Origin of the sequence: Providencia vermicola, from assembly GCF_020381325.1 — a bacterium.
Lineage (GTDB): Bacteria > Pseudomonadota > Gammaproteobacteria > Enterobacterales > Enterobacteriaceae > Providencia > Providencia vermicola.
On record NZ_JAGSPI010000005.1, the window covers coordinates 21,453 to 48,149 of the forward strand.

26 protein-coding genes are annotated in these 26,697 nt (G+C 39.0%); 21 read left to right on the plus strand and 5 right to left on the minus strand.

What is annotated here, in order from left to right; genetic code table 11:
* Positions 1–26: 26 nt before the first annotated feature.
* Positions 27–374, minus strand: coding sequence for a RidA family protein (locus KDJ85_RS08380; protein WP_110591678.1), 348 nt, complete (start codon positions 372–374; stop codon positions 27–29).
* A gap of 151 nt (positions 375–525) precedes the next feature.
* On the opposite strand from KDJ85_RS08380, the gene KDJ85_RS08385 reads away from it, so the two are divergent.
* The 11 genes from KDJ85_RS08385 to KDJ85_RS08435 all read left to right on the plus strand — a co-directional run bounded on the left by KDJ85_RS08385 (position 526) and on the right by KDJ85_RS08435 (position 15,885).
* On the plus strand, positions 526–2,448 hold the full coding sequence (locus tag KDJ85_RS08385) for a DNA repair helicase YoaA (RefSeq protein WP_225819261.1): 1,923 nt from the start codon (positions 526–528) through the stop codon (positions 2,446–2,448).
* Between the two features lie 90 nt (positions 2,449–2,538).
* Positions 2,539–3,237 carry a tRNA (adenosine(37)-N6)-threonylcarbamoyltransferase complex dimerization subunit type 1 TsaB gene (tsaB, locus tag KDJ85_RS08390; protein ID WP_225819262.1) on the plus strand — a complete coding sequence of 233 codons (699 nt, stop codon included), beginning with the start codon at positions 2,539–2,541 and terminating at the stop codon, positions 3,235–3,237.
* A 214-nt stretch (positions 3,238–3,451) separates the two neighbouring features.
* The gene (locus tag KDJ85_RS08395) at positions 3,452–4,048 is read left to right on the plus strand and encodes a Slp family lipoprotein (protein ID WP_225819263.1); all 597 of its coding nucleotides are present in this window, start codon (positions 3,452–3,454) and stop codon (positions 4,046–4,048) included.
* A gap of 179 nt (positions 4,049–4,227) precedes the next feature.
* Positions 4,228–5,103 (plus strand): SDR family oxidoreductase, encoded by an 876-nt coding sequence (locus KDJ85_RS08400; RefSeq protein WP_225819264.1) that lies wholly within the window; start codon positions 4,228–4,230, stop codon positions 5,101–5,103.
* A gap of 393 nt (positions 5,104–5,496) precedes the next feature.
* The gene (gene fadD, locus KDJ85_RS08405) at positions 5,497–7,185 is read left to right on the plus strand and encodes a long-chain-fatty-acid--CoA ligase FadD (protein WP_225819265.1); all 1,689 of its coding nucleotides are present in this window, start codon (positions 5,497–5,499) and stop codon (positions 7,183–7,185) included.
* Positions 7,186–7,275: 90 nt separating this feature from the next.
* The gene (gene rnd / locus KDJ85_RS08410) at positions 7,276–8,397 is read left to right on the plus strand and encodes a ribonuclease D (protein ID WP_225819496.1); all 1,122 of its coding nucleotides are present in this window, start codon (positions 7,276–7,278) and stop codon (positions 8,395–8,397) included.
* Between the two features lie 245 nt (positions 8,398–8,642).
* Positions 8,643–9,383, plus strand: a complete 741-nt coding sequence (locus tag KDJ85_RS08415; protein ID WP_225819266.1) for a Slam-dependent surface lipoprotein — start codon at positions 8,643–8,645, stop codon at positions 9,381–9,383.
* A gap of 383 nt (positions 9,384–9,766) precedes the next feature.
* Positions 9,767–10,525, plus strand: coding sequence for a Slam-dependent surface lipoprotein (locus KDJ85_RS08420; protein ID WP_225819267.1), 759 nt, complete (start codon positions 9,767–9,769; stop codon positions 10,523–10,525).
* A gap of 90 nt (positions 10,526–10,615) precedes the next feature.
* On the plus strand, positions 10,616–12,028 hold the full coding sequence (locus KDJ85_RS08425; RefSeq protein ID WP_225819268.1) for a surface lipoprotein assembly modifier: 1,413 nt from the start codon (positions 10,616–10,618) through the stop codon (positions 12,026–12,028).
* An 18-nt stretch (positions 12,029–12,046) separates the two neighbouring features.
* Positions 12,047–15,058, plus strand: coding sequence for a TonB-dependent receptor plug domain-containing protein (locus KDJ85_RS08430; protein ID WP_225819269.1), 3,012 nt, complete (start codon positions 12,047–12,049; stop codon positions 15,056–15,058).
* A 50-nt stretch (positions 15,059–15,108) separates the two neighbouring features.
* The gene (locus KDJ85_RS08435; RefSeq protein WP_225819270.1) at positions 15,109–15,885 is read left to right on the plus strand and encodes an energy transducer TonB; all 777 of its coding nucleotides are present in this window, start codon (positions 15,109–15,111) and stop codon (positions 15,883–15,885) included.
* Positions 15,886–15,980: 95 nt separating this feature from the next.
* Here the strand turns inward: KDJ85_RS08435 and minE are convergent, their stop codons facing one another.
* From minE to minC, 3 genes are read right to left on the minus strand one after another with little or no spacing between them, the layout of a single operon-like run.
* Positions 15,981–16,265, minus strand: coding sequence for a cell division topological specificity factor MinE (gene minE / locus KDJ85_RS08440; RefSeq protein WP_206084203.1), 285 nt, complete (start codon positions 16,263–16,265; stop codon positions 15,981–15,983).
* Positions 16,266–16,268: 3 nt separating this feature from the next.
* Positions 16,269–17,084 (minus strand): septum site-determining protein MinD, encoded by an 816-nt coding sequence (minD, locus tag KDJ85_RS08445; protein WP_225819271.1) that lies wholly within the window; start codon positions 17,082–17,084, stop codon positions 16,269–16,271.
* 23 nt (positions 17,085–17,107) lie between these two features.
* Complete coding sequence (minC, locus tag KDJ85_RS08450) at positions 17,108–17,809, minus strand: septum site-determining protein MinC (RefSeq protein ID WP_225819272.1); 702 nt, start codon at positions 17,807–17,809, stop codon at positions 17,108–17,110.
* Between the two features lie 129 nt (positions 17,810–17,938).
* Here minC and KDJ85_RS08455 point away from each other — a divergent pair, with 129 nt between their 5' ends.
* Genes KDJ85_RS08455 through KDJ85_RS08470 form a run of 4 tightly spaced genes read left to right on the plus strand, consistent with a single transcriptional unit; the run spans position 17,939 to position 20,484 of the window.
* Positions 17,939–18,208, plus strand: coding sequence for a YcgL domain-containing protein (locus tag KDJ85_RS08455; RefSeq protein WP_206084206.1), 270 nt, complete (start codon positions 17,939–17,941; stop codon positions 18,206–18,208).
* Positions 18,209–18,257: 49 nt separating this feature from the next.
* Positions 18,258–19,346, plus strand: coding sequence for a lytic murein transglycosylase (locus KDJ85_RS08460; RefSeq protein WP_225819273.1), 1,089 nt, complete (start codon positions 18,258–18,260; stop codon positions 19,344–19,346).
* A 20-nt stretch (positions 19,347–19,366) separates the two neighbouring features.
* Complete coding sequence (locus tag KDJ85_RS08465; protein ID WP_206084208.1) at positions 19,367–20,023, plus strand: fumarylacetoacetate hydrolase family protein; 657 nt, start codon at positions 19,367–19,369, stop codon at positions 20,021–20,023.
* Between the two features lie 20 nt (positions 20,024–20,043).
* On the plus strand, positions 20,044–20,484 hold the full coding sequence (locus KDJ85_RS08470) for a YcgN family cysteine cluster protein (RefSeq protein ID WP_206084209.1): 441 nt from the start codon (positions 20,044–20,046) through the stop codon (positions 20,482–20,484).
* Between the two features lie 36 nt (positions 20,485–20,520).
* On the opposite strand, the gene KDJ85_RS08475 is transcribed toward KDJ85_RS08470, so the two are convergent.
* On the minus strand, positions 20,521–21,270 hold the full coding sequence (locus tag KDJ85_RS08475; RefSeq protein ID WP_225819274.1) for an SDR family oxidoreductase: 750 nt from the start codon (positions 21,268–21,270) through the stop codon (positions 20,521–20,523).
* Between the two features lie 1,009 nt (positions 21,271–22,279).
* On the opposite strand from KDJ85_RS08475, the gene KDJ85_RS08480 reads away from it, so the two are divergent.
* The 6 genes from KDJ85_RS08480 (at position 22,280) to KDJ85_RS08500 (ending at position 26,691) form a co-directional block, all read left to right on the plus strand.
* Positions 22,280–22,699 (plus strand): hypothetical protein, encoded by a 420-nt coding sequence (locus KDJ85_RS08480; protein WP_225819275.1) that lies wholly within the window; start codon positions 22,280–22,282, stop codon positions 22,697–22,699.
* A 48-nt stretch (positions 22,700–22,747) separates the two neighbouring features.
* The gene (locus tag KDJ85_RS19230) at positions 22,748–22,870 is read left to right on the plus strand and encodes a hypothetical protein (RefSeq protein ID WP_263974617.1); all 123 of its coding nucleotides are present in this window, start codon (positions 22,748–22,750) and stop codon (positions 22,868–22,870) included.
* A gap of 207 nt (positions 22,871–23,077) precedes the next feature.
* A complete protein-coding gene (locus KDJ85_RS08485) occupies positions 23,078–23,287 on the plus strand; it encodes a hypothetical protein (RefSeq protein WP_225819276.1) in 210 nt (69 codons plus the stop codon).
* A gap of 173 nt (positions 23,288–23,460) precedes the next feature.
* The gene (locus KDJ85_RS08490; protein WP_225819277.1) at positions 23,461–23,691 is read left to right on the plus strand and encodes a putative hemolysin; all 231 of its coding nucleotides are present in this window, start codon (positions 23,461–23,463) and stop codon (positions 23,689–23,691) included.
* Positions 23,692–25,254: 1,563 nt separating this feature from the next.
* A complete protein-coding gene (locus KDJ85_RS08495; RefSeq protein ID WP_206084215.1) occupies positions 25,255–25,875 on the plus strand; it encodes a fimbrial protein in 621 nt (206 codons plus the stop codon).
* A 114-nt stretch (positions 25,876–25,989) separates the two neighbouring features.
* Complete coding sequence (locus KDJ85_RS08500) at positions 25,990–26,691, plus strand: fimbrial biogenesis chaperone (protein WP_225819278.1); 702 nt, start codon at positions 25,990–25,992, stop codon at positions 26,689–26,691.
* The last annotated feature ends 6 nt before the right edge of the window (positions 26,692–26,697 follow it).

Consider the following 26,697-nt stretch of genomic DNA (forward strand, 5'->3'; position numbering starts at 1 on the left):
GGCAACGGTTAAGTTGCCTTTTTTGATCAGTCAATTGCCGCAACAACTTTGATTTCAACCTTATATTCAGGTTTCATCAACAGAGCTTGAACAGTGCAGCGAACGGGGGCGCTACCTGCAACAACCCACGCGTCCCATGCTTGGTTCATACCCGCAAAATCGGCTTTATCCGCTAGAAAAATAGTGGCATCTAGAATTTTACTTTTATCAGAACCGACACGCTCTAACATCACATCAATCGCGGCAAGTGTGTTAGCGGTTTGAGCGACAATATCAGCATCCAAATTTTCGGGAACACTGGTGTAATAAATCACATTATTGTGAATAACTGCTTCAGACCAACGATTATCGGGGTCAATACGTTTAATAGTCATAATTATTCCTTATTATTTATTCTGTTCAAGGATAACAGCTTGCGAGTGGGATGAAAATCGCTTGATCACTGAAACTACAATTAGAACAGCACAGAGCCATAACTCATGGTAAAGTGAGCGTCTTATCTTTACTAATGAATAGGTTTCTGTAGTGCGCGACGACTTTTCCTCTGACGGCTTTTTGGCTAAAACAATTTCAGGTTTTCAACCTCGCGCTGCACAGGTGACAATGTCTAATGCAGTCACTGAAGCTATTGAACAAAAACAGGTTTTAGTTGCAGAAGCAGGGACTGGAACAGGGAAAACTTACGCGTATTTAGTGCCTGCGCTAAGAAGTGGCAAAAAAGTGATTGTTTCTACGGGCTCAAAAGCACTGCAAGACCAACTTTATCATCGTGACCTGCCAACCATTATTAATGCCATGAATTATACTGGGCGCACGGCGTTACTTAAAGGGCGCTCGAACTACTTGTGTTTAGAACGATTAGACCAGCAATCATTAGGTGGTGGGAGTTTAGAACCTGAAATTTTATCAGCCGTTGTACGATTACGCAGTTGGTCTATCGAATCAGAGCTAGGTGATACCAGTACTTGCCATGATATTGCAGAAGACAGCCCCGTATGGCCTTTAGTGACGAGCACCAATGATAACTGCCTTGGCAGTGACTGCCCTCGTTATCAAGAATGCTTTGTGTTAAAAGCGCGCCGTAAAGCCTTGGAAGCGGATGTTGTGGTTGTTAACCATCACCTGTTTATGGCTGATCGCGTCGTTAAAGACACCGGTTTTGGCGAGTTGATCCCAGAAGCTGAAGTCATGATTTTTGACGAAGCCCACCAAATTCCTGATATTGCTAGTCAATATTTTGGCCAGCAGCTGAGTAGCCGCCAACTACTCGACCTTGCTCGCGATATGATAATGGCCTATCGCACGGAACTAAAAGACCAGGTCCAACTGCAAAAAAGTGCCGATAGGCTAACACAGAGTACTTTAGATTTCCGTTTGAATCTGGGGGAAAACAGCTTCCGTGGAAATCTGCGTGATTTGTTAAAGCTAAATGAAGTCCAGCGAGCTCTAACACTACTCGATGATTCTTTGGAACTTTGCTATGAAGTCATCAAAACCTCGTTAGGGCGTTCCCAAAGTTTAGATTCTATCTTTGAACGTGTTACCGTTTATCGTAATCGTTTGAATCGATTAAAAGATGTCACAATTCCAGGTTACAGTTATTGGTTTGAAAGTTATGGGCGTCACTTTTTATTGGCGTTAACGCCACTTACCGTTGCAGATAAATTCAGCGAAATGATAGCGAGTACGCCAGCGAGCTGGGTATTTACCTCTGCAACGCTGTCTGTGAATGAAAAATTGAGCCACTTTACTGACCGTTTAGGGCTCACTAAAGCGAAAACGTTGTTGTTAGCTAGCCCCTTTGACTACGAAAGCCAAACGATGTTGTGTGTCCCGCGTTTTTTACCTGAACCAAATCAACGGGGAATTGCACAGAAACTAGCAACAATGTTGCGGCCACTCATCGAGAAAAATCAGGGACGCTGTTTTTTCCTCTGTACGTCTCACTTAATGATGCGAGAGCTGGCTGAGGAATTTAAAGCCTCGTTGACTTTGCCCGTTATGGTGCAAGGGGAAAGCAGTAAAAACAAACTACTTGCACAGTTTATTGCGGCAGGCAATGCAGTCTTAGTCGCAACGAGTAGCTTCTGGGAAGGTGTCGATGTGCGCGGCGATGAGTTAACCTGTGTGATTATCGATAAACTGCCTTTTACTGCGCCAGATGACCCGCTTTTAAGAGCACGTATTGAGGATTGTGAGCTAAGAGGCGGTGATCCGTTTGCGGATGTGCAGTTGCCAGATGCGGTGATCACGTTGAAACAAGGAGTGGGGCGTTTGATTCGTGATACCAGTGACTACGGTGTAATCGTGATTTGTGATAATCGCTTAGTAACGCGCCCTTATGGTGAAGTGTTTTTGCGTAGCTTGCCGCCTTCGCCACGAACACGCAGTCTAACCAAAGCGATAAATTTTCTAGCAGAAAAAAGCGCGCTAGCAGCCGAGAAATAACTGTGTGTTTTTCTGCAATCCTATCGGCGGTTTATGCTACTATAAGCCGCATCTTTCAATTGAAATCTGTTAATTTGCCGGAGTTTAGGCATGTCGAGTCGTATTCTTGCTGTCGATACAGCAACTGAAGCCTGTTCTGTCGCACTATTATGTGGTGACGACATTATCTCACGTTTTGCTATTTCACCTCGTGAACACACGCAAAAAGTTTTACCAATGGTAGAGGAAGTGTTAACTGAAGCGGGGGTCACGCTAAATCAACTGGATGCGTTAGCTTTTGGCCGCGGACCAGGAAGTTTTACTGGGGTACGTATTGGGGTAGGTATCGCTCAAGGCTTAGCATTAGGGGCAGATTTACCAATGATTGGCGTGTCATCATTGATGGCGTTGGCGCAAGGTGTATTCCGCACAACCTGTCAATCAAACGTGCTGGTGGCGATAGATGCCCGTATGTCTGAAATTTATTGCGCGCAATATTCACGTACTGCTGAAGGTGTTTGGCAAGGCGAAGAGACTGAAGCTGTCTTATTACCTGATGATTTTAAAACTAGATTTGCAGGTATTTCAGGGCAATGGAGTTATGCAGGCACTGGCTGGGAAGCATACCCATCCTTACTCAGTGGTGATGAGCCCATTAAGGACAGCCAAATAACATTGCCTGATGCTCAAGACATGTTACCGATTGCAGCACAATTATGGCTTCAAGGTAAAACAGTTGCCGTTGAGAATGTGGAACCGACCTATTTACGTAATGAAGTGACGTGGAAAAAACTTCCAGGTCGTGAATGAGTCTAACGACGACACGACCAAAATAATAGGCTATTTTTTAACAGATAGCCTTTTTTAATGCATAAAAAACACATCGAATCATTCATAAAGATAGGATATGATTAATAAGTATCCTATTTATATCTAACCGATTTAACATATCGTGTCTTCTTTGCTACAGACTATTTTAAACCGTATGACCTGAATTTATACTGTTGCTAATCGGAGGTAGTCTATGAACATTGAATTGAACTGCCGTAATGTACTGAAAAGCCTGTTTGTTGCCAGCGTATTAACATTAACTGGGTGCGTTTCTATACCTGCATCAATCCAAGGGTCAGTTCAAAATCCCGCTGATAGCTTAACATCCATTCAAAATGCCCCTGAAATGTATATTGGTCAGGAAGCACGTTTTGGCGGTAAAGTCCTCGCAGTAGCGAATGAGCCTACACGGACACGTTTAGAAATCGCGGTGATGGCACTGAGCAAATACGATGCGGCACCAGAACTCAATGCGCCGTCAGTTGGGCGTATCTATGCCTATATTAACGGTTTTCGTGAGCCAAGTGACTTTACGAACCGCTATGTGACTGTTGTTGGGAAAGTGACGGGAGAACAGCAGGGGAAAGTTGGGCAAGTTCCTTATAAATATGTGACGCTTGATGTTACCGGTTTTCAACGCTGGAATGTCGCGCAAAGTGTGATGATCCCGCCATCAGGCCCATGGGGTTATGGCTATTATGGCGATCCATACTACTATAACCACCCATGGGGTTATGGTTACGGCTACCCAGGTGGCCCCGCACAAGTCCATACTTATCTCACTGAATAACCAAGGGTATTCCCAAAGCTGGCATAGAGGTACAATATGCCAGCTTAATTCACCTCTTTCGGAAAAATAATAATAACAATGTGATAAATATAGTTGTTATTGTTGGCATTTCAGGTTTTCTCTTTAATAATGCTCTTTATCTGTGGGGGGTAAAGATCTGTGTATCTGTGGGAGAAAAAATGCAGAAAGTCTTCGTTGCTGGTGCAACAGGGTATTTAGGCCAGTACCTTGTTTGTGAATTGAAGCGCCAAGGGTATTGGGTTAGAGCATTAGTGAGAAATACAGCTCAGGTAAATTTAGTGACGGCGGCGGATGATATCGTTGTAGGACAAGTGACCGAGCCGACAACATTGATGAATGTGGCTGACGGGATGGATATTGTGATCAGCACTGTGGGCATAACAAGGCAAAAAGATGGTATGACCTACATGGATGTGGACTACCAAGGTAATTCAAATCTGTTACGAGAAGCGGAGCGTTCCGCAGTTCAACATTTCGTTTATGTGTCTGCCATTGATGGTGACAAACATCAGGATTTAAAAATCTTCCAAGCAAAAGAGCGATTTGTTAATGAGCTAAAACGTTCAACAATCGCGTCGACGGTTATTCGACCAAATGGTTACTTCAGTGATATGCGCGATTTTCTTAACATGGCAGCATCAGGGCGCATATACTTGTTTGGTGATGGTAAGGTTAAAATTAACCCGATATCTGGTAGGGATTTGGCCGAATTTATTGTCAGTGGACTATCACAACCACAAAATACGCTCTCTGTTGGAGGGCCAGAAATCCTCTCATTGAATGAAATAAGCCAAATAGCGGCTCAGGCACTAAACAGAGAGATTAAAATCAAATATTTGCCTGATTGGATACGAAAAGCCACGATTATACTTGCTAGACGATTAACAAGTCAGAAAACATACGGCCCCATTGAGTTCTTTTTGACCTTTATGGGGGAAAGCCATATAGGCCAACAAGTGGGTTCAGACCGGCTGAGTGATTTTTATCAAGAAGAAGCGAAGAAATTACCCAATCGTAAGAAAAAGAATGCATGATCCCTTTCGTTTATTATTTGTTGGGTGTTATCTATCGATTAGCATTAGATATAAATACGTAAAAAGTGATTTAAATAATATTTTATTCCTCATTCACCTATGAATCTGCGCTTACAAGCTGAATTGATTGCAGAATTTTCTGAACACATCTCCAAAATTAGCCAAGATCAGTGTATAATTAGGCATAACTTATACAGATTTACATCTGGTTAACGAAATTTAAGAAAGCAGGGCGGCGTATGTCGCCTTGTTTTTTCTTGAAGGAACAAAATTTATTTAGTGATAGACCTCTCAACCTTGACATTGTCTGTTTTTCAAACTGGTACAATGAGTTAATAATTTGTTAAAAGAGATGTTGGGTACAATAACTTCACTAAATTTAGGAGCAACATTTTGGAAAAAATCTGGCTAAAAAACTACCCTGCTGATGTGCCGGAAGAAATCAATCCTGATCGCTTCGCTTCTTTAGCAGAGTTACTGGAAAACGCAGTTTCCCAATATGCCGATCAGCCTGCATTCATTAATATGGGGGCAGTGATGACGTATCGGAAATTAGAAGAAAGAAGCCGCGCTTTTGCTGCCTACTTACAGAATGGGCTTGGTCTTAAAAAGGGTGATCGCGTTGCCTTAATGATGCCTAACTTATTACAATACCCAATTGCTTTATTTGGAATATTGCGTGCGGGAATGGTTGTTGTGAATGTTAACCCCCTCTATACCCCAAGGGAGTTAGAACACCAGCTTAATGATAGCGGCACTACCGCGATAGTCATTGTTTCTAATTTTGCATCGACACTTGAAAAGATTGTTTATAACACCAAAGTTAAACACGTTATTTTAACCCGGATGGGCGATCAACTTTCACGGCCGAAAGCGACGATTGTTGATTTTGTCGTTAAATACGTAAAACGATTAGTACCAAAATACAATTTACCCGATGCCATCTCGTTCCGTCGTGCTATGCATTACGGTTATCGGATGCAATATATTAAACCCAATATTGCAGGCAGCGATTTAGCCTTCTTGCAATATACTGGGGGGACTACAGGGGTGGCTAAAGGGGCGATGCTAACTCATCGCAATATGTTAGCAAATCTAGAACAAGCAAGAGCAGCCTATGGCCCTGTATTGAAATTTGGTGCAGAGTTCGTGGTGACTGCATTGCCGCTATACCATGTTTTTGCTCTCACAGTAAATTGCTTGCTTTTCATCAATGTGGGGGGAGTTAATTTATTAATCACCAACCCGCGGGACGTACCTGATACAGTCAAACAGCTTGGTCGTTATCCCATCACCTCAATTACAGGGGTTAATACACTCTTTAATGCTTGGATCCATAATGAAGAATTCCAAAAGCTGGACTTCTCGCGCTTAAGATTATCGGTCGGCGGCGGGATGCCAGTGCAAAAGGCAGTGGCTGAAAAATGGCAAAAGCTGACAGGTAAACATCTTCTTGAAGGTTATGGCTTAACAGAATGTTCTCCGCTAGTTACGGGGAATCCATATAATCTCACGGCATATAGTGGTAGTATTGGCTTACCCGTTCCATCCACGGATGTGAAATTTCTTAATGATGAAGGTCAAGAGGTTCCGCTGGGTGAGCCTGGCGAAATGTGGGTAAAAGGCCCTCAGGTGATGAAAGGTTATTGGAACCGTCCAGACTCTACCGCTGAGGCGATAATTGATGGTTGGATAGCCACGGGCGACATCGCAGAAATGGATAGTGAAGGTTATATCCGCATTGTTGATCGTAAAAAAGATATGATCATCGTGTCGGGTTTTAATGTTTATCCAAATGAAATTGAAGATGTTATTGCAACTCACCCTGATGTCATTGAATGTGCGGCGATTGGCGTACCAAGTGAAAGTACTGGGGAAGCAGTGAAAGTTTTCGTTGTCACGACAAATGCGAATCTGACGGGGGATGAACTAAAAACATTTTGCCGTCGTTCATTAACGGCGTATAAAGTCCCTAAAATATTTGAGTTTCGTGATGAATTGCCTAAATCAAACGTTGGGAAAATTCTCCGTAAAGATTTGCGCGATGAAGAAAAATTGAAAAGAAATAAGTCACCTGCTTAAAAGTGATTTAGAATGTATAAACATAACGAATAGATGACGCCGGTTTATACCGGCGTCTCTGTAATGAAAATAGAAAAAGAGAAACTTGTTTTGAATTATCGTTTAGTGACCACAGATAGCGAACTAGCCCAAATATGCCAAGACGCCAGTGATGCACCCTGGCTTGCATTGGATACCGAGTTTGTTCGTACAAGAACATATTATCCTCAATTAGGTTTGCTACAGCTGTATGATGGAAAGCAAGTTTCATTGATTGACCCACTCTCAATATCTGATTTCAGCCCTTTTAAAGCGCTGTTAACGAACCCAAATCAGCTTAAATTCTTGCACGCAGGGAGTGAAGACCTTGAAGTATTTATGCATGATTTTGACTGCGTACCCGAACCGATGATTGATACCCAAGTGGTTGCAGCTTTTCTGGGTTATCCAATTTCATGTGGGTTTGCTTCATTGGTCGCGGAGCATCTTGGTATTGAGCTGGACAAAAGTGAATCACGGACAGATTGGTTAGCGCGGCCGCTAAGTGAGAAACAATGTGACTATGCAACCGCGGATGTGCTGTATTTACTGCCACTAGCTGAAATTCTTATGCAGAAGGTCACGGAGTCAGGGTATTTAGAAGATGCTAAAGATGAATGTCAGCGTGTGGTGGCCCGTCGCCAAAAACTGCTGAAACCCGAAAGAGCCTACTTAAACATTCACAATGCATGCCAGTTACGTGATGAGCAGCTAGCATGCTTGCAATTACTTGCTGATTGGCGTTTGAACCAAGCTAAAGCACGGGATATGGCGATTAACTTTGTCGTGAAAGAAGAACATTTGTGGAAAGTTGCGCGCTTTCTACCAACCTCTCTCAGCGAACTAGATAGCTTAGGGTTGACAGGGCAAGAAATTCGTTGTCATGGTAAACGCTTATTGAGTATTGTTGAACAAGCTAAGAAGCTTGATGCAAGCCAATACCCAGCACCAGTGGCGAATATTACCGAACAAAGCCAATATAAAAATGTCTTTAAAGAAATTAAAGCGCTGGTTAAAGATATTGCTGAGAATGAAAGGTTTAATACAGAATTATTAGCATCAAGACGCCAAATAAATCAGTTGTTATCTATTCATTGGGGAATTAAATCTTCCACCACACCACCTGAATTATTGGTAGGCTGGCGTGGTAAATTACTGGCTGAGCCACTCACAAAGTTATTAGAAAATTTGTAATTTAAATTTAGTCTGAAAATAATCGGCTAAAAAAGGAATAATTAATTTTATTCCTTTTTTTATTTTTTATTCTTATTTGTTTTCAATTGATTATTGATTGGCTTCTTTAAATTATTATAAAGGAAATAATAAAAGACATATTTGTATTTTGATATGGCATAAATATACTCAATTAGCTTTAATAAAAAGGCTAACAGAAGTTAGTCTGAAATAATATTAATCTGAGTATAGAAAAGGACGTGTATATGAAGAAAGTATCAACCGTAATATCAGTTGTTTCATTTATATTTTTACCTGTAATGGGAATGGCAGGCGTTTTATCTCAACAAAGCCAAAATTATAACCAAGGCGAGACAGACATCGACGTTGGTAAAACACAGTATGAAGGCGGTGGTGGGGCAAATGAGGGTAACCCTGGCTTAGGTTATCGTTTCGTGACAGAAGGCATCACAATTTCATTGTCAGGGCTAAAGGATAAAGCCTCTAAAGTAGCTAATGGCGTTTATGTCATAGATAAAGTCGAAGGTCATCACGGTAGTATAGGTAAGTTTAGCTTTTCACAAGTTGCTGATGCAGAAATCTATTATGGAGATTGGTCTCAAACAGGGGATGTTACTGATCCCAAACACACCGCGTTTTATTCGGGGAAAGAGCCAACAAATGAAATCCCAACAGAAGGCCAAGCCAGTTATACCATTATGGGTCTGAACCAATATGAAAGCGGTGGGAAAATGCCTGGAGTTTACCTTGTTGACTTTGGTAAGAAACTTTATGAGGGCTCATTAGATGGGGAGTTCGCTAAAATTGAACTTCATGGTGAAATTGGTGAGAACGGGAAATTTTCAGGTGCTGCACTTGTCAATGACGAAGCCGAAGGGATAAGCACTGGGCAGTTATTTGGGCAAGATGCAGCACTGGTCGCAGGCATGGTTAGTTTCCCAGAAAATCACCAGTACGATACAGCATTTGGTGGTGTTAAAAATTAATTTATAGATAAATTAATTTTATTCAATGGGCAAATAGCATGTGCCCATTTTTTATTTAATAAACTATTAAATCTAATTATTATAAAGATAGCTTTACCTTTTGATTTGAATTTAGTCTTAAAAATAAATCAACTTAAGTAAAATATTATCGTTGAGTTTGATTTTATGACCATTATTAATGTATGGGTTATAAAATAATTTATTGAAATGAAAAGAAAACAAAATTCTCTTTGAATTAATTATTTAAATTCAAATTATAATTAGCCTATTTGTAAATAAAAATCATTTTTATATACTCAGTCTCGTTTTAAACGGAATGACTAAATAGAGTTAGTCATTAATATGAAGGTACACTTCGTTATATCCAAAACAAGGAAAGACAAATGAAAAAATTAACGTTTGTTGTTTTAATGGCGTCATTATCAGGGGCTTCTACCAATGTATTTGCAGAGGCTACATCACAGCAAAGCCAAAGTTATACCGAGGGTGAAAAGATTGTCGATATTCGTATCGATAAGACTGAGGCAATGGGGGGGCCTCATGGTGGTGTTGCTGGTGCACCGGGTATCGGTTATCGCGGTACGCATAATGGTAAAACAATTGCATTTTCAGGGTTAAAGAATTTGGTCACACAGAAGCCCGATAATGTATATCTGCTAGAAAGTGGTGGAAGCCCACACGGCGGTATGGGGAAATTCCAATTTAGTCAAGTTGCGGATGCCGAAATCTATTATGGGGACTGGTCGCAAACTGGGGTAAATGGCGATAGTACGCATACCGCTTATTTTTCAGGTAACAATGCTAGTACCGAGGTTCCCACTGATGGAAGCGCCGTATATAACATCGAGGGGGTTAACCAATTTGATGGTGAAAGTAAGCTAACGGGTACCTTTAATGTCGACTTTGGTCAGAAGTCGTATGAGGGGTTACTGGAGGGGAATGAATTAAAGCAATCCATGGCGGGGGACATTCTTGAAGATGGTAAATTTAAGGGAATAGCCGAAGCCGTTTCCCATGATTCTATTTCAGGGAAAAGCATGGGGCAATTCTTTGGGGATAATGCGGAGCATGTCGCGGGTATCACCAAATATGAGGGGCACCACGAGCTAGACACCGCATTTGGTGGCAAAAAAGCTGACTAATTATTGCTAAATAACCATTCTTAAACATGAAAGAGTAAAAAGTAGGCACAATACGTTGCCTACTTTTTATTTTTGAAAGGTAATTTATGTATGTTTAATATTATTAAATTTGGAATTAATGTCTGTACCATTATTGTATTATCATGTTTGTCTTTTTTGGTTTTTTCCCAACCTGAAAATCATGAACCTTTTGTTGGTATTTTAAATAAAACAAATAATCACAATCAACAACCTCCTCATTATTTAGACGTAAATAATCAAAAAAACATCGACGAAATGGGTTTTCTCCTTTATGATTTCCTGCGTAAAAGAGAGCTCAAAAAAATTGATGCGATTATTAATGAATACATAAGTTATCAACAACATGATAGAAATTTGGTTAAATTTATCCTTGCTGAAAAAGAAATAATAAAACGAAACTATGATAAGGCGATTTCATTTTATCATGAAATATTAGAGGATAAACCGAATACACTCGCTGTTGAATTAAAACTAGCACGGGTTTTATTTGACATTAAGCGTGACGAAGAGGCCTTATCTGTATATCAAGGAATACAAATTAGTTATGAAAATAAATTACCGATTAAAATAAAAAATTTTGTTAACCAGCAAATCGCCTACTTACAAAATAAAAATAGTTGGCAAGGGGTAATCAGCTTTGGCTCCAGTTATAATTTGAATTTAAATGAGGCCTCAAATAAAAATAAACAACATTGTGCTTATCGAATCTGTATGGGCAGTGGGAGTAAACCGATAGCGGGCGGGAAATTGCAGTATAGCGTTGAAGCTTCCAAGCGATACCCTATTTACCAGCAGCATGCAGGAAAGTGGTTATTGGGTGGCTCGGGTATTGAGCCCATGAAGGACGTAACAAGTCGGAAAAATAGCCTATTTATTGGTATGGGTTATCAGTTTCAGAATGACGTTAAAATAATTGAATTATTCCCTGTGTTTAAAACACACTGGTGTGATAACCAATTTCGACATGCAAGTATCGGTATTAAATCGGCAATAGGCTATTCGTTAGATGAACAAGTAGTATTATCGGGTCATTTATCCGTAGATAAAAATTACCATATTGCTAATTATGATTTTAATGATGGCCTTGATGTATCTTATTTTCTAATGGGGCGACATATAATAACCCCAAGCACAGTACTATCATTAAGCTTTCATGGGGTGAATAGGGATAAAAAACTATCGAGTGATAGTTATCAACAACAGGGCGTTAAAGTTGATGTTTTAAATTATTATGATCTATTCGAACTATTAATAAGTACGGGTTATAAGAATACGCAGTTTAAGTCATTTGATAGAAGCATTAATGTCAAAAGGGAAGATCATAACTGGTATTTAAATACGCAGTTATCACTCAGGAATAAAACTATATTTAAATTTACTCCATCTATCTATTTTAATAATCAATTAAATAAAAGCACAGCGGATGTTATTTATTCTTTTAAGCAAAGTGAAGTCGGTGTCAATTTTATTAAGCGATTTTAATTTTCACCGGAAGGATTAATGAAAGTAAAGATAGTGATAGCAATCAATATCGCGACAGGGTTATCCCTATGCTGTATGCCAAGCGTATTATCTGCACAATTACGTGAAGATGTTGGTTCAATTCAGGTTAATGATAAAGCGAACACAATTAAACAGCGGGATAAAAAAAAGGCGGATGAACAGTACGATAAAGATGAATCAAACATCTATATTGGTAAAGAGGAAGTGGAACGTTATAAAGGCAGCAACCCTGCGGATACCATTAACCATGCAGTTGGTGTTTACAGTGGTGATGCACGTAACAGTGGCGCATTAGACCCGAATGTCCGTGGGATACAAGGGCAAGGGCGGGTGCCTGTGACCGTTGACGGCACGGAGCAAGCGATCACGGTTTGGCGCGGCTATAACGGGGCAAATAACCGTAATTATATCGACCCTAATATGATTAGCAGTATTTTGGTAATGAAAAGCGCAACATTAGACCGTGATGTACGTACATCAACAGGGGGCGGCATTGCAATTAGCACAATAGGTATTGATGATGTGGTTAACCCTGATGACAAATTTGGCTTTGATATTAAATTAGAAACCAGCAGTAATACCACTAAGCCGAGGCTTGGTACATTAAACCACGGTATTGATTACCGCGACGATAAACGTTTTATTGACTCTTTAGATTATCAAACATTTCGTGGTATTTATTTTCAAGACCAAGAGGTATTAGTTAACCCACACACGAAGGGCAGTGCCAATTTTTTTAATTTACAAGATAACGCAGCACGTATTGCCGTCGGAACACGGCAAGAAAAATTTAATGTTACGATGGCATACAGTGTTCGCCGTCAAGGTAATTATTTTGCAGGAAGCCGTGGTGCGGAGCAATATGATGAAGAGATGATTACCTATAACGGCAATTATGGCAAAAAACAGATTGACCCTTATATTCCTTTTGCGGCTAAAGTTTTTGGCCCAAATAAAGAGGTCAGCAATACTTCAGCGGAAATGTCAACATGGTTAGCTAAGCTAAATTTTATGTTACCACATGGGCAAGATATCTCTTTTGGTTATTACCGAACAGGCAGTCATTATGGGGAGATAATGCCATCCAAAATCCGTTACCATGATTTGAACGGTAAAGTAGTCCAATGGCCATTAGCCAACCTCACCTTGAATACTTTTTACGCTAATTACGCATTTAAGCCTGATGCACATAATTGGGTCGATTTTCGTTTAAGTTATTGGTTAACTCGAACAGATTTAAATTCAAATACGGCAGGGGGGCAGCCGAGAGAGCCCTTTGATAGAGATTGGCAGAATGAGTTTAAGAGTCATAACAGACCAAGAGACCCTAATATTGATGGGACATTAGTCGATGGTATTAAATTAAATCAGCTAAATAACCGCCACGGTGTTTCACTTTCGAATAAATTTCAGCTTGCCCCAGACTTTAGCCTAACATTGATGGGCAATTTAATTGATGAGCATATAGGCAGCCGAGTTGATGTTTATAGTTCTCGCACCACCCCGAAATCAGGCATGTTTAGAGCCGTTCCACGGGAAGGCCAGCGCAGGGAATATAACGGCGCAGTTAGGGTGGATTGGCAGCCCACAGATTGGTTAAAGTTCAATGCAGGGGCACAATATATCAGCTATTGGTCGAAAGATACCTTAAAAGAAAGGCGAGTGGCAGCCAAAGATGAACGGTTTGCCTTAAATAGCGAAAAAACGGCAAGAAACTTCCAGTTATCCCGTGTGCTTACAGTTGAAGAATACCAGAAAATCCAAAGCTACGTTGATAGAAAAGGGCAGACATTTGAAGAACTAAGAGATGACCGAACATTTGATAGAGTAAAGCTGGTTGAAGAGGCATTAGGCATGCCAGCTCGTTCTTTAGAGTATGCAGATTTTTGGAGAAAAAGGGGAAATAAAAAAGACTTGGAGTTTCGAATTTTAGAAACAAACCGAATAGTTAAATGGCAGGCGGATGAAAACAAACGCTTTGTCCGCAAAAACAACCCTTTTTATAACGGTGAAATAGATTTAAAAGAAACGGTTGTTGACCCCGTCACGCAGCTCACAGCCCTAAAATATAGGGCAAGTGATGCGCCAAATCGCTGGGATGAAATTAAATTCGAAGGTGACGAACGGTTTAGACCACCAAAAAGAAAGGAAGACGCTGCGTGGGCACCTGCATTAGGGGCTACTATTTATGTGACTGAAAATGACCGTATTTTTGCACGTTATTTAGAAACGGTCAGAATGCCCAGCATTTTTGAAAGCACGGTCGGTTTTTCTGGTGGCTCAGTGGATAACTATATTGCCCCCACATTTTTACCCGAACGTAGCCACACCATAGAGCTGGGTTATGTTCGTAATTTCCAAGAGTTCTTGAATGCACAAAACCATGCTGATTTACGAGTCAATTATTATAATACCGTCGTGGCGAATGCTTTTGATAGGGATATGGACTTAAACTTTACCCAAGTTGATAAACATAATACGGCAGGGGTAGAGTTACTCGCCCGTTACGATAACGGTAGTGTTTTTGGCGATGTTGGTTTTGATTACCGCTTAAAGAATGAGGTGTGTGACCAAGTCAATTTTATGTTGATGGATCCTAAAAATGAATTTGGGGGTTCTGAATGCATAACAGCTGGCTTCCCAGGTGGTTATTTGCGTACCCAATTACAACCGAAATACAGCATTCATGCCAATTTTGGTCTGCGTTTCTTAGATGAAACATTAGAAGTTGGAAGCCGTATGCGTTATCACAGCACGGCAAAAAATGAAGATGAAGCGGAATTTATGGATAAATACCCTTATCAATTTATGCCGTTAAATAACAGCCCAATGCGTTGGAATGCGGTGTTTACTACGGATGCTTACGCGAATTTTCATGTGAATAAAAATCTCTCGTTGGAGTTTATTGCGACAAATCTACTGGATGAATATTACATTGACCCACTGACGCGTAGCATGATGCCAGCACCAGGTCGGACTTTCCGCTTTAGTGTAACTAGCAAATTCTAACTGCAAGCCCTTTGTACCTCGGTATAAGGGGCTTTTTATTGGAATGTAAAATGACGAATTTACGTTTTCTATTTGCCATAATTGGCTCTTTAGCACTGCATGGTGGGCTGGTGTATTACCATCTACTGAATCACAGTGATTCGAGCAAAATAATGATGCCAATAAATGCACCGGTTACCGCCATTGCGGTGACCCAAGCGATGATTGAGAAACACATCGCTAAGGTGGATGAGATTGTTGATGACAGTGGGGGGGCAATTTATTCGCCTATTGAGGTCGATAAAGCCGTTATTGAAGTGGCAAAAGCGCCTAGCGAGAAAGCCAAAGACGGTCAATCGTCTAAAAAGCCAACCATACCCACAAAGCCAGAGAAACCGCGAAAGACAGAGCCTAAAAAACGCATTGAAACGGAGAAAAAAGTAAAAAAAGACAAAAGTGATGAAATAGAGCAGCAGGCAAAAGTAGGGGAAAACCAAGCCGAATCTGTTGCTAGTGGTGAAGGAGGTGCACAGAAAAACGCGGTTGCAGGGGAAAATATTACTGATATTCGGCTCGCATATTTAGCCAAAGTACGTAATGAATTGGAACGTCATAAACAATACCCACGACGAGCACGCGCTATGCAAATTCAAGGCTCTGTTGTGGTACATTTTCAAATTACGCAACAAGGTGATTTGGTGAATGCCACGATAGTTAAATCTGAGCGCAGTGAGATATTGGGAAAGGCGGTACTTGATGCGACAAAACAGTATAAATCGGTGGGTGAAAGGCCTGCTGGGGTATCTCCGCTAGTGAGTTTAGTGATCCATTTTAATTTAGATAAATAAAACCAATAGAAAAACGTTGGCGCTTGGAGCCAAAAAATGGAGGAATATTTAACGTAAAAGCAAGCCGCCATACAACATAGCGGCTTCTTTGCGAATTATTTTTCTGTTGTAGTTGTTTTAATTTCGTCACCTTCTGGTAGTGTGACGTTTAACTCAAGAACAGAAATATCATCGTCTTTTTGTTCAAATTGCACTGAGAGCATCTCAGGGTCAACTTGAACATATTTACAGATGACTTGCAAAATATCACGTTTCATATCAGCAAGGTATGCAGGTTCGCTATCACCACGGCGGCGTTCCGCAACGATGATTTGTAATCGCTCTTTTGCGATATTCGCTGTCGTCTTTTTTCTCGACAGAAAGAAATCCAATAAAGCCATTATTTACCCCCCAAATAGGCGTTTTAAGAAGCCTTTTTTCTCTTCTTCAATGAAACGGATAGGGCGATCTTCACCTAAAATACGCGCAACACAGTCATCGTAAGCTTGGCCTGCTTCAGACTCTTTATCTAAAATAACAGGTTCACCTTGGTTAGATGAGCGCAAAACAGATTGATCTTCTGGAATAACCCCAATTAATGGAATGCAAAGGATTTCCAGCACATCTTCCATACTTAACATATCACCGCGGGTCACACGCCCTGGGTTATAACGGGTCAGTAGAAGGTGTTCTTTTATCGGGTCTAGGCCTTTTTCTGCACGACGTGATTTAGAGGCTAAAATACCTAAAATGCGGTCTGAGTCACGAACTGAAGACACTTCTGGGTTGGTTGTAATAATGGCTTCGTCAGCAAAATACAGCGCCATCAATGCACCACTTTCAATACCTGCAGGTGAATCGCAGACAATAAAATCAAAACCAAGATTATCACCGAGCTCATCAAGAATTTTTTCCACGCCTTCACGGGTTAATGCGTCTTTATCACGCGTTTGTGAGGCTGGTAAAATAAACAGATTTTCGGTACGTTTGTCTTTAATTAAGGCTTGATTCAGCGTTGCATCACCTTGGATAACGTTGACGAAGTCATAGACAACCCGACGTTCACACCCCATGATGAGGTCAAGGTTACGTAGACCGATATCGAAATCGATTACGACAGTTTTTTTCCCTTTTTGTGCTAGGCCAGTTGCTATGGCCGCGCTTGAAGTGGTTTTACCAACACCACCTTTACCAGAAGTCACTACAATTATGCGTGCCATGAATAATTCCTTGTAAATAAGGTCTAATTTAAATATTCGATGTTAAGTTTGTTATCAACTAAACGAAGTTTAGCTGCTTTGGCGAGAAATTCAGCAGGGATTTGATCGCTCAGCCAATATTCACCTGCAATAGACACTAACTCTGCTTGCAAATGCGTACAATAAATCTGACTTTCAATATCACCAGAAGCACCCGCTAAGGCACGACCGCGCATCACACCATATATATGAATATTACCATCTGCTAACAGTTCTGCACCTGCACTTACATTACTTGTGACGATAAGATCACTATTTGGTGCGTAAATACGTTGCCCAGAACGAACAGGGGTATTGATAATTCGAGTCTTACGATAAACGGGCTCATTTTGTACCGCGGCAACACTTGCCTCAGTCTGAATTTCAACAGGTTTCTGGCTTTTACCTTCACTTAATATTGGTAAGCCTGCTTCATTGGCTTTTTGGCGCAATAAAGGGTCTGTACACCCACTAACTCCAACAATACGCAACCCCGCAGAAACCACAGATTTATGTATGCTGTATAAATCTGCCTGTGCAGTTAATTCCGCAATATTGATGACAACTGGGGCATTTTTAAAGAAATCAGGGGCTTGGCTTACTTTATCTTGCAGCGCTTTTTTGATGAGTTTAGGCTCTTCACTGTATAAGTGAATAACTGAAAGAGTAAAACTGCTGCCTTTAAGTTCTATTGGCGATTGTGGCATCTATCTAGACTCAGCAAATTAAAATTTCCGAAACAATCCTCGGGTGAAGATATTCTGTAAAACAATAGCATGTTATAGTTACTGTATTCTTCAAGCAAGCTAATGAACTAAGAAAAAGAGTTAAATATAATGATTTGTGCAATTTATAGAAGCCCTAAGCGTGAACAAACCTATCTTTATGTTGAAAAGAAAGATGATTTTTCACGCGTTCCTGAAGAGTTATTAGCCCAATTTGGAACACCTCAATTTGCTATGGTGATTGCGTTAGACAAGCGTGAAAAGCTTGCTAATGCTGATTTATCACGAGTTAAGGCTGACTTACAAGAAGTTGGTTATTACTTACAATTCCCGCCTCCAGTGGAGGATCTGCTTTCAGAACATAAAGAGCTTAATATTTAAAGTAATTTAAGAAAAACCTGAAAAGCTTTGTGTGTTCTGGAGGATACAAATGAAACCAACGTTATTATATACATTAGTCGCTGGTTTGCTTTTAGCAAGTTGCTCAGCGAAACAACATGAAACGGTTACAACTCAACCGATTACTGCGGAACAAAATGCCGCAATTACCCAAGAAGTTGTTGCGCTAGATAAAGCGTTTCCTATTGAGCAGCGTGAACCTTCGCAATTTCCTGCTTATGTGGAATTATTGAAAGAACATGCTATTGCACAAGGGATCGAGCCCGCCACGATTGAACGTGGTTTTGCGAATATTCATTTTATCGAACGCGTGGTAAAAGCGGATAAAGGGCAGCCAGAAAAAAGAGCAACGGTCACATTAGCAAGCTACCTGAAAAATGTCCTTCCGCAATCACGTATCAATGCGGGATATGATAAGTACATTGAAAACAAGGCGCTGCTTGATTCAACTAGCCAGAAATATGGCGTTCCACCGCAATTTATTGTTTCTCTTTGGGGACTTGAAAGTGGCTTTGGCCGCTCACAAGGAAAAGAAGACGTCATTTCAGCACTCGCAACGTTATCGTTCGAGGGGCGCCGTGAAGCGCTTTTTAGCAAGCAATTGCTGGCAGCACTAGAGATAATGGATAAGGGGTATATCCCTGAAGACCAGCAATTAAAAGGCTCATGGGCCGGTGCGATGGGTCAGAGCCAGTTTATGCCAACATCCTATTTGTCTTATGCGGCAGATGGTGATGGCGATGGAAAGATGGATATTTGGAATAATAAAGCGGATGTTTTCGCCTCAATCGCCAATTATTTATCAACAGAAGGTTGGCAATCCCAATTACCATGGGGTTACCAAGTCAGTTTACCAGCGGACTTTGACCGAGCTTTAGAAGGTGTTAAAGCAGAGCAAGGCAAAACCGTCAGTGACTGGCAGCAATTAGGGGTTAAGTTACCTGCATTTGCACAACTATCGCCGGATGTAAAAACATGGGTTGTTGTTCCGGATGATCCTGAAGGTAGAACATTTTTAGTGACAGAGAACTTTCGCACCATCATGCATTGGAATCGCTCATACTATTTTGCATTGAGTGTTAGCTTGATGGCCGATGGCATCGCTCAAAAAATACAATAACGATAATAGGAGTTACCCTTATGTATCAACATCGTGACTGGCAAGGTGCTTTACTTGATTTTCCAGCAAACAAAGTTGTTTGTGTAGGTAGTAACTATGCCAAACATATCAAAGAGATGGGCTCAGCTGTACCTGAGGAGCCTGTTATCTTTATCAAACCTGAAACTGCACTTTGTGATATCACTCAATCGATTGTTATTCCAAAGGATTTGGGGGCAGTTCACCATGAAGTCGAAATGGCAATCTTGATTGGTATGCCATTAAAAAATGCGGACGAAGACCGTGTTTCTCGTGCAATTGCAGGCTATGCCGTTGCACTGGACTTAACATTGCGTGATTTACAGGCAAAATTTAAGAAAGCGGGTCAGCCATGGGAAAAAAGTAAAGCGTTCGATGGTTCTTGCCCAATTTCAGGGTTTATTCCAGTCAATAATCCAAGTGAATTGCAGAATGTTCAGTTATCACTGGAAATTAATGGGGAAATTCGCCAAGAAGGCTCAACGCGTGATATGATCACTCCGATTTTACCTCTTATTAGCTATATGTCCCGCTTCTTCACATTACGTGCAGGGGATGTCATTTTGACGGGGACCCCAGAAGGTGTCGGTCCATTGGCCTCTGGTGATATGTTAAAGCTATCGATTAATGACCACTCGCTGACAACTCGAGTTATTTAAGTATAGGATTGATAAGTATTATGTCGCAGTTCTGGCAGGTTAAGACACTAGATGAAATGACAGATGATGAATGGGAATCTTTGTGTGATGGATGTGGGCAATGTTGCTTACATAAATTAATGGATGAAGATACTGATGAAATCTATTTCACCAATGTGGCTTGCAACCAATTAAATTTGAAAACCTGCCAGTGCAAACATTATGAAAATCGCTTTGAGTACGAGGCGGATTGCATCAAGCTCAACCGTTATAATTTAGAAACTTTTGAGTGGCTACCAACGACTTGTGCTTATCGTTTATTGCTTGAAGGAAAAAGCTTACCTGCTTGGCACCCGTTAAAAACAGGTTCCAAAGCTGCAATGCATAATGAAGGTGTGTCTGTGCGGCACATTGCCGTTAGGGAAATTGATGTGGTTGATTGGGAAGACCACATCATGAATAGGCCAAAAGGCCGGGGTTAACGACTCCGATTTTTCGTTGAAAGTTAGTATTGCTTTTTACTTGATGGCAGAATTTCCGCCATCTACAAACAGCGCAGTTCCTGTCACAAAGCTTGACATTGAACTGGCTAAAAATAGTGTGGCTGAAGCGATTTCTTCAGGCTCAGCCAATCTTTTCATCGCATGTAGATTAGCAGCCCAATCTCTTTGCTGTTGATCGCCAGCCATATCTGTATTTACACCTCCTGGTAATAGAGCATTCGCTCGAATATTTTGTGTAGCATAATCCGCAGTGATCCCTTTAGCCAAGGCAATTAAAGCCGTTTTCGCTACACCATAGGCTGTCATATAAGGTAAAGCTGAGCTGGTTCCAACAAAGCTAGATGTAAAGACAAGTGATCCACCACCTGTTTTAATCATGGCAGGAATTTGACTTTTCGCCCCCATAAATGCAGCGGTAATATTTGTATTTTGTACTTGAAACCATTCTTCTAACGTAAAGTCTGCTAAAGGTTTTAAAGTACCAACAGCGCCTGCATTATTTATTGCAATATCAAGCTTACCAAATTCATTAAGTGTTTTATCGATGATGGCACTATGCGTTTCTTCTGCACAGATATCCCCTACGTGATAAATGACCTTACCGCTATACCCTTGTATTTCACTTACAATCTTGCGGAGATTTTCTTCGCGTCTTGCAGTTAAACAGACAGATGCCCCATGTTTAGCAAATAGAAGGGCTATCGATTTACCTATGCCAGAAGATGCTCCCGTAATAATTGCAACTTTGTTTTTTAATAACATCATGATGCTCCTTAGTTTATGTGTATAAACCATAACCTAGGCGAGATGATAGCAATCTCTGTTTCTTGCTTTATAATTTAATGATAGGGATTTAAATATGTAGAGAGTTATAGATAGGATTATCTTTGATGAATATCTTTTTATGGTTTTCTTAAATATACTTGATGATAGTTGGGCTAGATGGAAGGCCTAATGTGGTTACTATTTTGGGGGACTATTATTACAGTTGGGACGATAGAACTTTTCTTAGTTTTTAAATTATCACTGTTGGTTTTATAGTTGTTGTACAAATAGGGACGGAAAGCGAGCTGCGTGCCTTTTCCTATCGTATAACAAGCACGCAGTTTGTTAGAAAGTTTAGGTAAATAAACCTATTTTTGCTGGTGTATTAAATATGAGAATAAAGGATCCCAACACTCAGTGCTAGAATTGACCAAAACCCGATAAATAAAGTGTATTTCGTTATCATGGAGTTTACTCCTGTTGTTTTATATTAGTGTATCTACTTAATTTTTTTAAAGTTAAATGCACAGGTGAATAAGCTAACAAATTTTTACATCTATTACAATGTTGTATCAATTTACATTTAAATTAAAATTTATATAGTCAAAAGTACTTAATTAATTGTTATTATTCGCCGAATTTGCTAAATTTATTGCTTATTTTCAATGAAATGATGTAATAACATGAAATCTATATATGCACTGCTTTGTTTATGCATTATCTCTGGATGTTCTTCAAATCCAACTTTTGAACCTAATAAGTCGACATGGCCAAAGCCGCATAAAGATTTGCGTACATCGGAGCAAAAGCGCATAGATAGAGAAGCAGTTCACGAACAACAACGCGCCGTTATGAGAGGAGAAAGACCAGATTACGGTGTTTTTGAACGTTACTAGTGGGTTTTTTGTTAGATACCCGCGATTTCTTATAACTAGCTAACTTATATTGCTCTTATTGTTTCTGATAGGAGGTGAATTTTAATTATGTTCACCGCAAATGGTTTTTCATTATGATTACAACCTTCTTTCGCATACTCTGTTTTTTAATATTGATACTATTTGCGTTTGTGCTTGGTGTCTCATTTAACCTTAATCCACAATTGGATGTAACGGCTCAGGCTAAATTGATGGTGGCAAACTTTATGTATCAACCGCAAGCGACAGAGTTTAGAAATGTGAAACTGTATGCAGCAGCTGTAGGCTCCCCTCATAATATAATAGGGAATGTGTGTGGTGAAGTATTCACCTTTAAAGATGAAGTACCTTACCAGTATGAGAAATTTATTATTCAAGTCGCAAAAGATAAAAATGGAAAGAATATTTTATCTTTTCCTTTATTTGATTTTGAAGGTGAGATGATCCCTGAAGCTGATTTTCAAAAAATTTGGCAACAACGTTGTGTGAATGAAATTCCAGTAATGGCACCATAATATTAATATCATGACGTAGTTTTTTATTCTTTAATTATAGGTATTAAAATGGAAGCATCCTTACCTGAGCTTGATTTAATTACATTATTGGATATCCTTTTTTCAACATCACCATCTCCTTTATTAGAAAAGTTTAGTCATTATGCATTAATGATTAATTATGCTTTTTAACTAATCACTCATGATTACCTTTAAATAATTAGACTAATTTTTGAATATAATTTTAATGATCAAATCGCGCTGAAAATAGTTTGTGGTGTTGCTAATACGCTGCGCATTATTTGTTAAAATACAAGGTGTAATGATAAGTATAAGCTTTGCTTTTATTTAGGTAGTTAGTTAACATATCCTAAATTAATGCAATCCAAGGGGAACAGAATGAAAACGTTTGGTGTCGTTTTAACGATTATTGGGCTCATTACTGCTTTTCTGTCATATAATATGGATGTAAGTATACCTATCGTCTATGGTGAGAATATAAAAGATGCAGGCCTCGCCTTTGATAGGCAAAATTACATTATTGGAAGTCTTGTTGTTGCTTGCTTAGGGATTGTAATTGTTCTTTTTGATAATCGTAAGAAGAAATGATTTAGTTTAGGAGTTTATTCATAACATAAGTTGTTTATAGCGCTTGGGCTAGAGCCGTAAATATATAGCCTGGTAATGTTCTTATGGAGCATGTTAAGAAGACTCATTGCAGGAGTATTGGGATACTGTTTTCCGTCACGAGACGAATTAACTTAACCTAAATAGGGATGTGTATGAAAAAATATCTGGTCTTTTCAGCCTTAGTTTTAGTTGTGGGGTGTACCGCAAAAGAAACAAATATGACAAAGCCTATTGGAATGGCTAATCCAGCTTCAGTTTATTGTGGAAAAATTGGTGGAACATCTGAAATTACTGATACTGGGGAAGGGCAAGTGGGGGTTTGTACATTACCTTCAGGTGAGAAGATAGAAGAGTGGGCCTTATACCGCAGAGATCAACAATAAATTATCTAGCCTTTCTCCTAAAGCAAAAATCTGTTTTGGTTTTTGCTTTTCCTTAATCAAAAATAAATCATTTTTCACTCACCTTTTACTGTTATTGGCCGATAACAGTAGTGTCGTTATCTATGCAATAGTTATCATGAGTCTAGTATAAATTTTGTAGAGCACCTTAAGTGCTCCGATGGCAACATTTTTATCGTTTCATATGGCTTTTAATGTTGAACATGATCGAACTATCGTAAATTGTTGATGTAAAATATTTTTATGGGGCATTGTCTCATTATGTTCAAAAAACAATACTAAAATAGAGTTAGCTATTTTATGTTATGTAATAGAGGTAAAAATAGGCCTTATTGCACGAATCGAATATGTATAAAAACGATATGATGCAATTTAAGCTAGGATATTGTTTATTTACTGGTCTTTTTTTGATGTGTTTAAGGTGGTTGATCACACTCTTACACACCATATGCGTAAATTAGGAATATTCTTAATGCTAAAAATGAAGGTTAATATCTTTTTTTGAGGAGGTGTTCGTTTTAAGAAATCATTATGGTTTTCATATGGTTATGAAATCCAAAAATTGATATGGAACAGTTTGTTTTTTATACTAACTGATGGCTTTTTTTATTCTATATCAAAAACAATGATAATTTTTTTTTACATTGTCTCTATTGTTGATACTCTCATTAAGATGTATTACTTGTTTGTGCTGTTGAATGAATAAAGCATTTTATTGCGATTTTATTATTATTTTCCCATCTATTTTTTTTTAGCCTTCCATTTATATATTTCTATTTGGATTAAATCAGGTTCAAATAATTCCTTAGTACATATATATTAACTATTATTTTGTATAAAGCTAATTACTACTATGATTAACTCTAAATACTCGTTTTGTGTGTTTTCTCGGGGTTAAGCATAACAATTCGCTATTATCATTTCTTTAATCTTTGAGAATTTAATCCTTAACCCCACAAAAATACATTAAAATAATTTATATTTAATGTTCTGTTTACTATTCTAAATATGATGTATCTGAATGATATTTTGCGATGAAAAGTATCTAAATGTAAGTCAAATGTCACTTTTTTCACTATAAGTCAAAAAAATACGTTTTACAAAAAACTATATAAATTTAAATTTAATCACTTAAATTCCATAAAATTATTATAAATCACTTTTTTATCTAAAAATTGAACTTTTTACGTGTAAATCAGCGAAAACAACACATCAGATAACTCAATCAATAGATCATTTTCAATAGGTATCATCTATCAAATAATTTGATATGTAATGATAAAAACGATTTAATAAAATTTAAGTTATTATGTATCCTCTTTTCGAAATCATATAGAGCATATGATTATTAATTGAAAATAGGACTAATTAAGAAACATATTTATTTGTATTAATGCAGAAGGTTTCAAAATGAAACATAAGCCTTAATATTCGTATATTCATTGTACGATAGGATTTTTGTTTTCATTTTTACCACTAAATAAAACAAAAACTTAATGAGTTCTTGTAAGCGTAAGAATAAAAATCTCATATTAGGAAATGAAAATGAAGAAAGTACTACTGACTGCAGTTGCAACAACAATTATCGGTTTATCAACAGCTAACGCTGCTGGTACAAACGTTGGCGGCGGCCAAGTTAACTTTCACGGTAAAGTGACTGATGTTTCTTGTACTGTTTCTGTTGACGGCCAAGGTAGCGATGCTAGCGTTTATTTAGCGCCAGTTTCATTAGCAGAAGTTCGTGACGGTGGTGCAGACGTTTTACTGAAAGCTAAACCATTTGTTATTGATGTAACTAATTGCGTTGCTGCAGATGTACAAGATAAAGCGAATGATGCAGCAATTGATAAAACATTATTAAATGTCAACTGGACTGGTGGTAACTTACTGCAAGGTGCATCTGGTAAATCAGAAGGTTACTTAGCAAATACTGAAAGCACAGGCGCTTCTAATATCCAATTAGCATTATCTGTTGATGATAGCGCTGACTTAACAGGTAAAATTATCCCTGGTAACCCAACACAGAAAAAAGTTACTGGTGATGTGACAAAAGTTGAGAATGGTGCTCGTTTCCAATATTACGTTGGTTATGCAACTTCTACACCTAAAACGGTAACTACAGGTGAAGTTAAAAGCTATGCTACTTATGAGATCACTTATCAATAAGAGATTCGTAAGTTAATTATTTATTAGTGTTATTCCTATGACATTATTTGAATATTAAGTAAATATTACTTTAATAAGCGGTAGGTATACTGCCGCTTTTATTTTGAGGTTTAAATGAAAGCAATAGTATTTATATTCTGCTTCATTTTCAGTATGCATTCATTTGCTAATAATATTATCGTCAATGGCACACGGTTTATTTACCCTGGAAATGAAAAAGAAATTACCGTGCAATTAAACAATACAGCGGATCGTCCTGCGATTGCACAAGCTTGGCTTGATACCGGTGACGCATCAGAGACGCCAGACACGATAAAAACACCTTTTCAAATTACACCGCCAATTTCACGTGTAGAGGCTAAAGGTGGCCAAACATTACGAATCAAATTAATGGATAAAGGAAGTATTCCTCAGGATAGAGAAAGTTTATGGTGGTTAAATATTTTAGACATTCCACCGATGGCTAAAGGTAAGGAAACTGATAATCAGAATGTATTGCAATTAGCGATCCGCTCTCGATTTAAATTTTTTTATCGCCCTACAGGACTAGGTAGTCGTGAATTAGCGCCAGAGCAACTGGTTATCAAATCAAGTGGTAAGAATATTATTATCGATAATCCAACGCCTTATTATATTACGGTTACAAAGATCTCAACAGATGGTAAGTCTGGCTTAAATGAAAAAACTGTTTTATTAGAGCCCAAAAGTCAAACAACGGTAGGATTAAAAAAAGTCGTAAGTTCAGGAAGTAACATCGTAATTAATAATATTAATGATTATGGATCAGATATTGCGGTGAAAACTACCGTTAAATAGGAATAT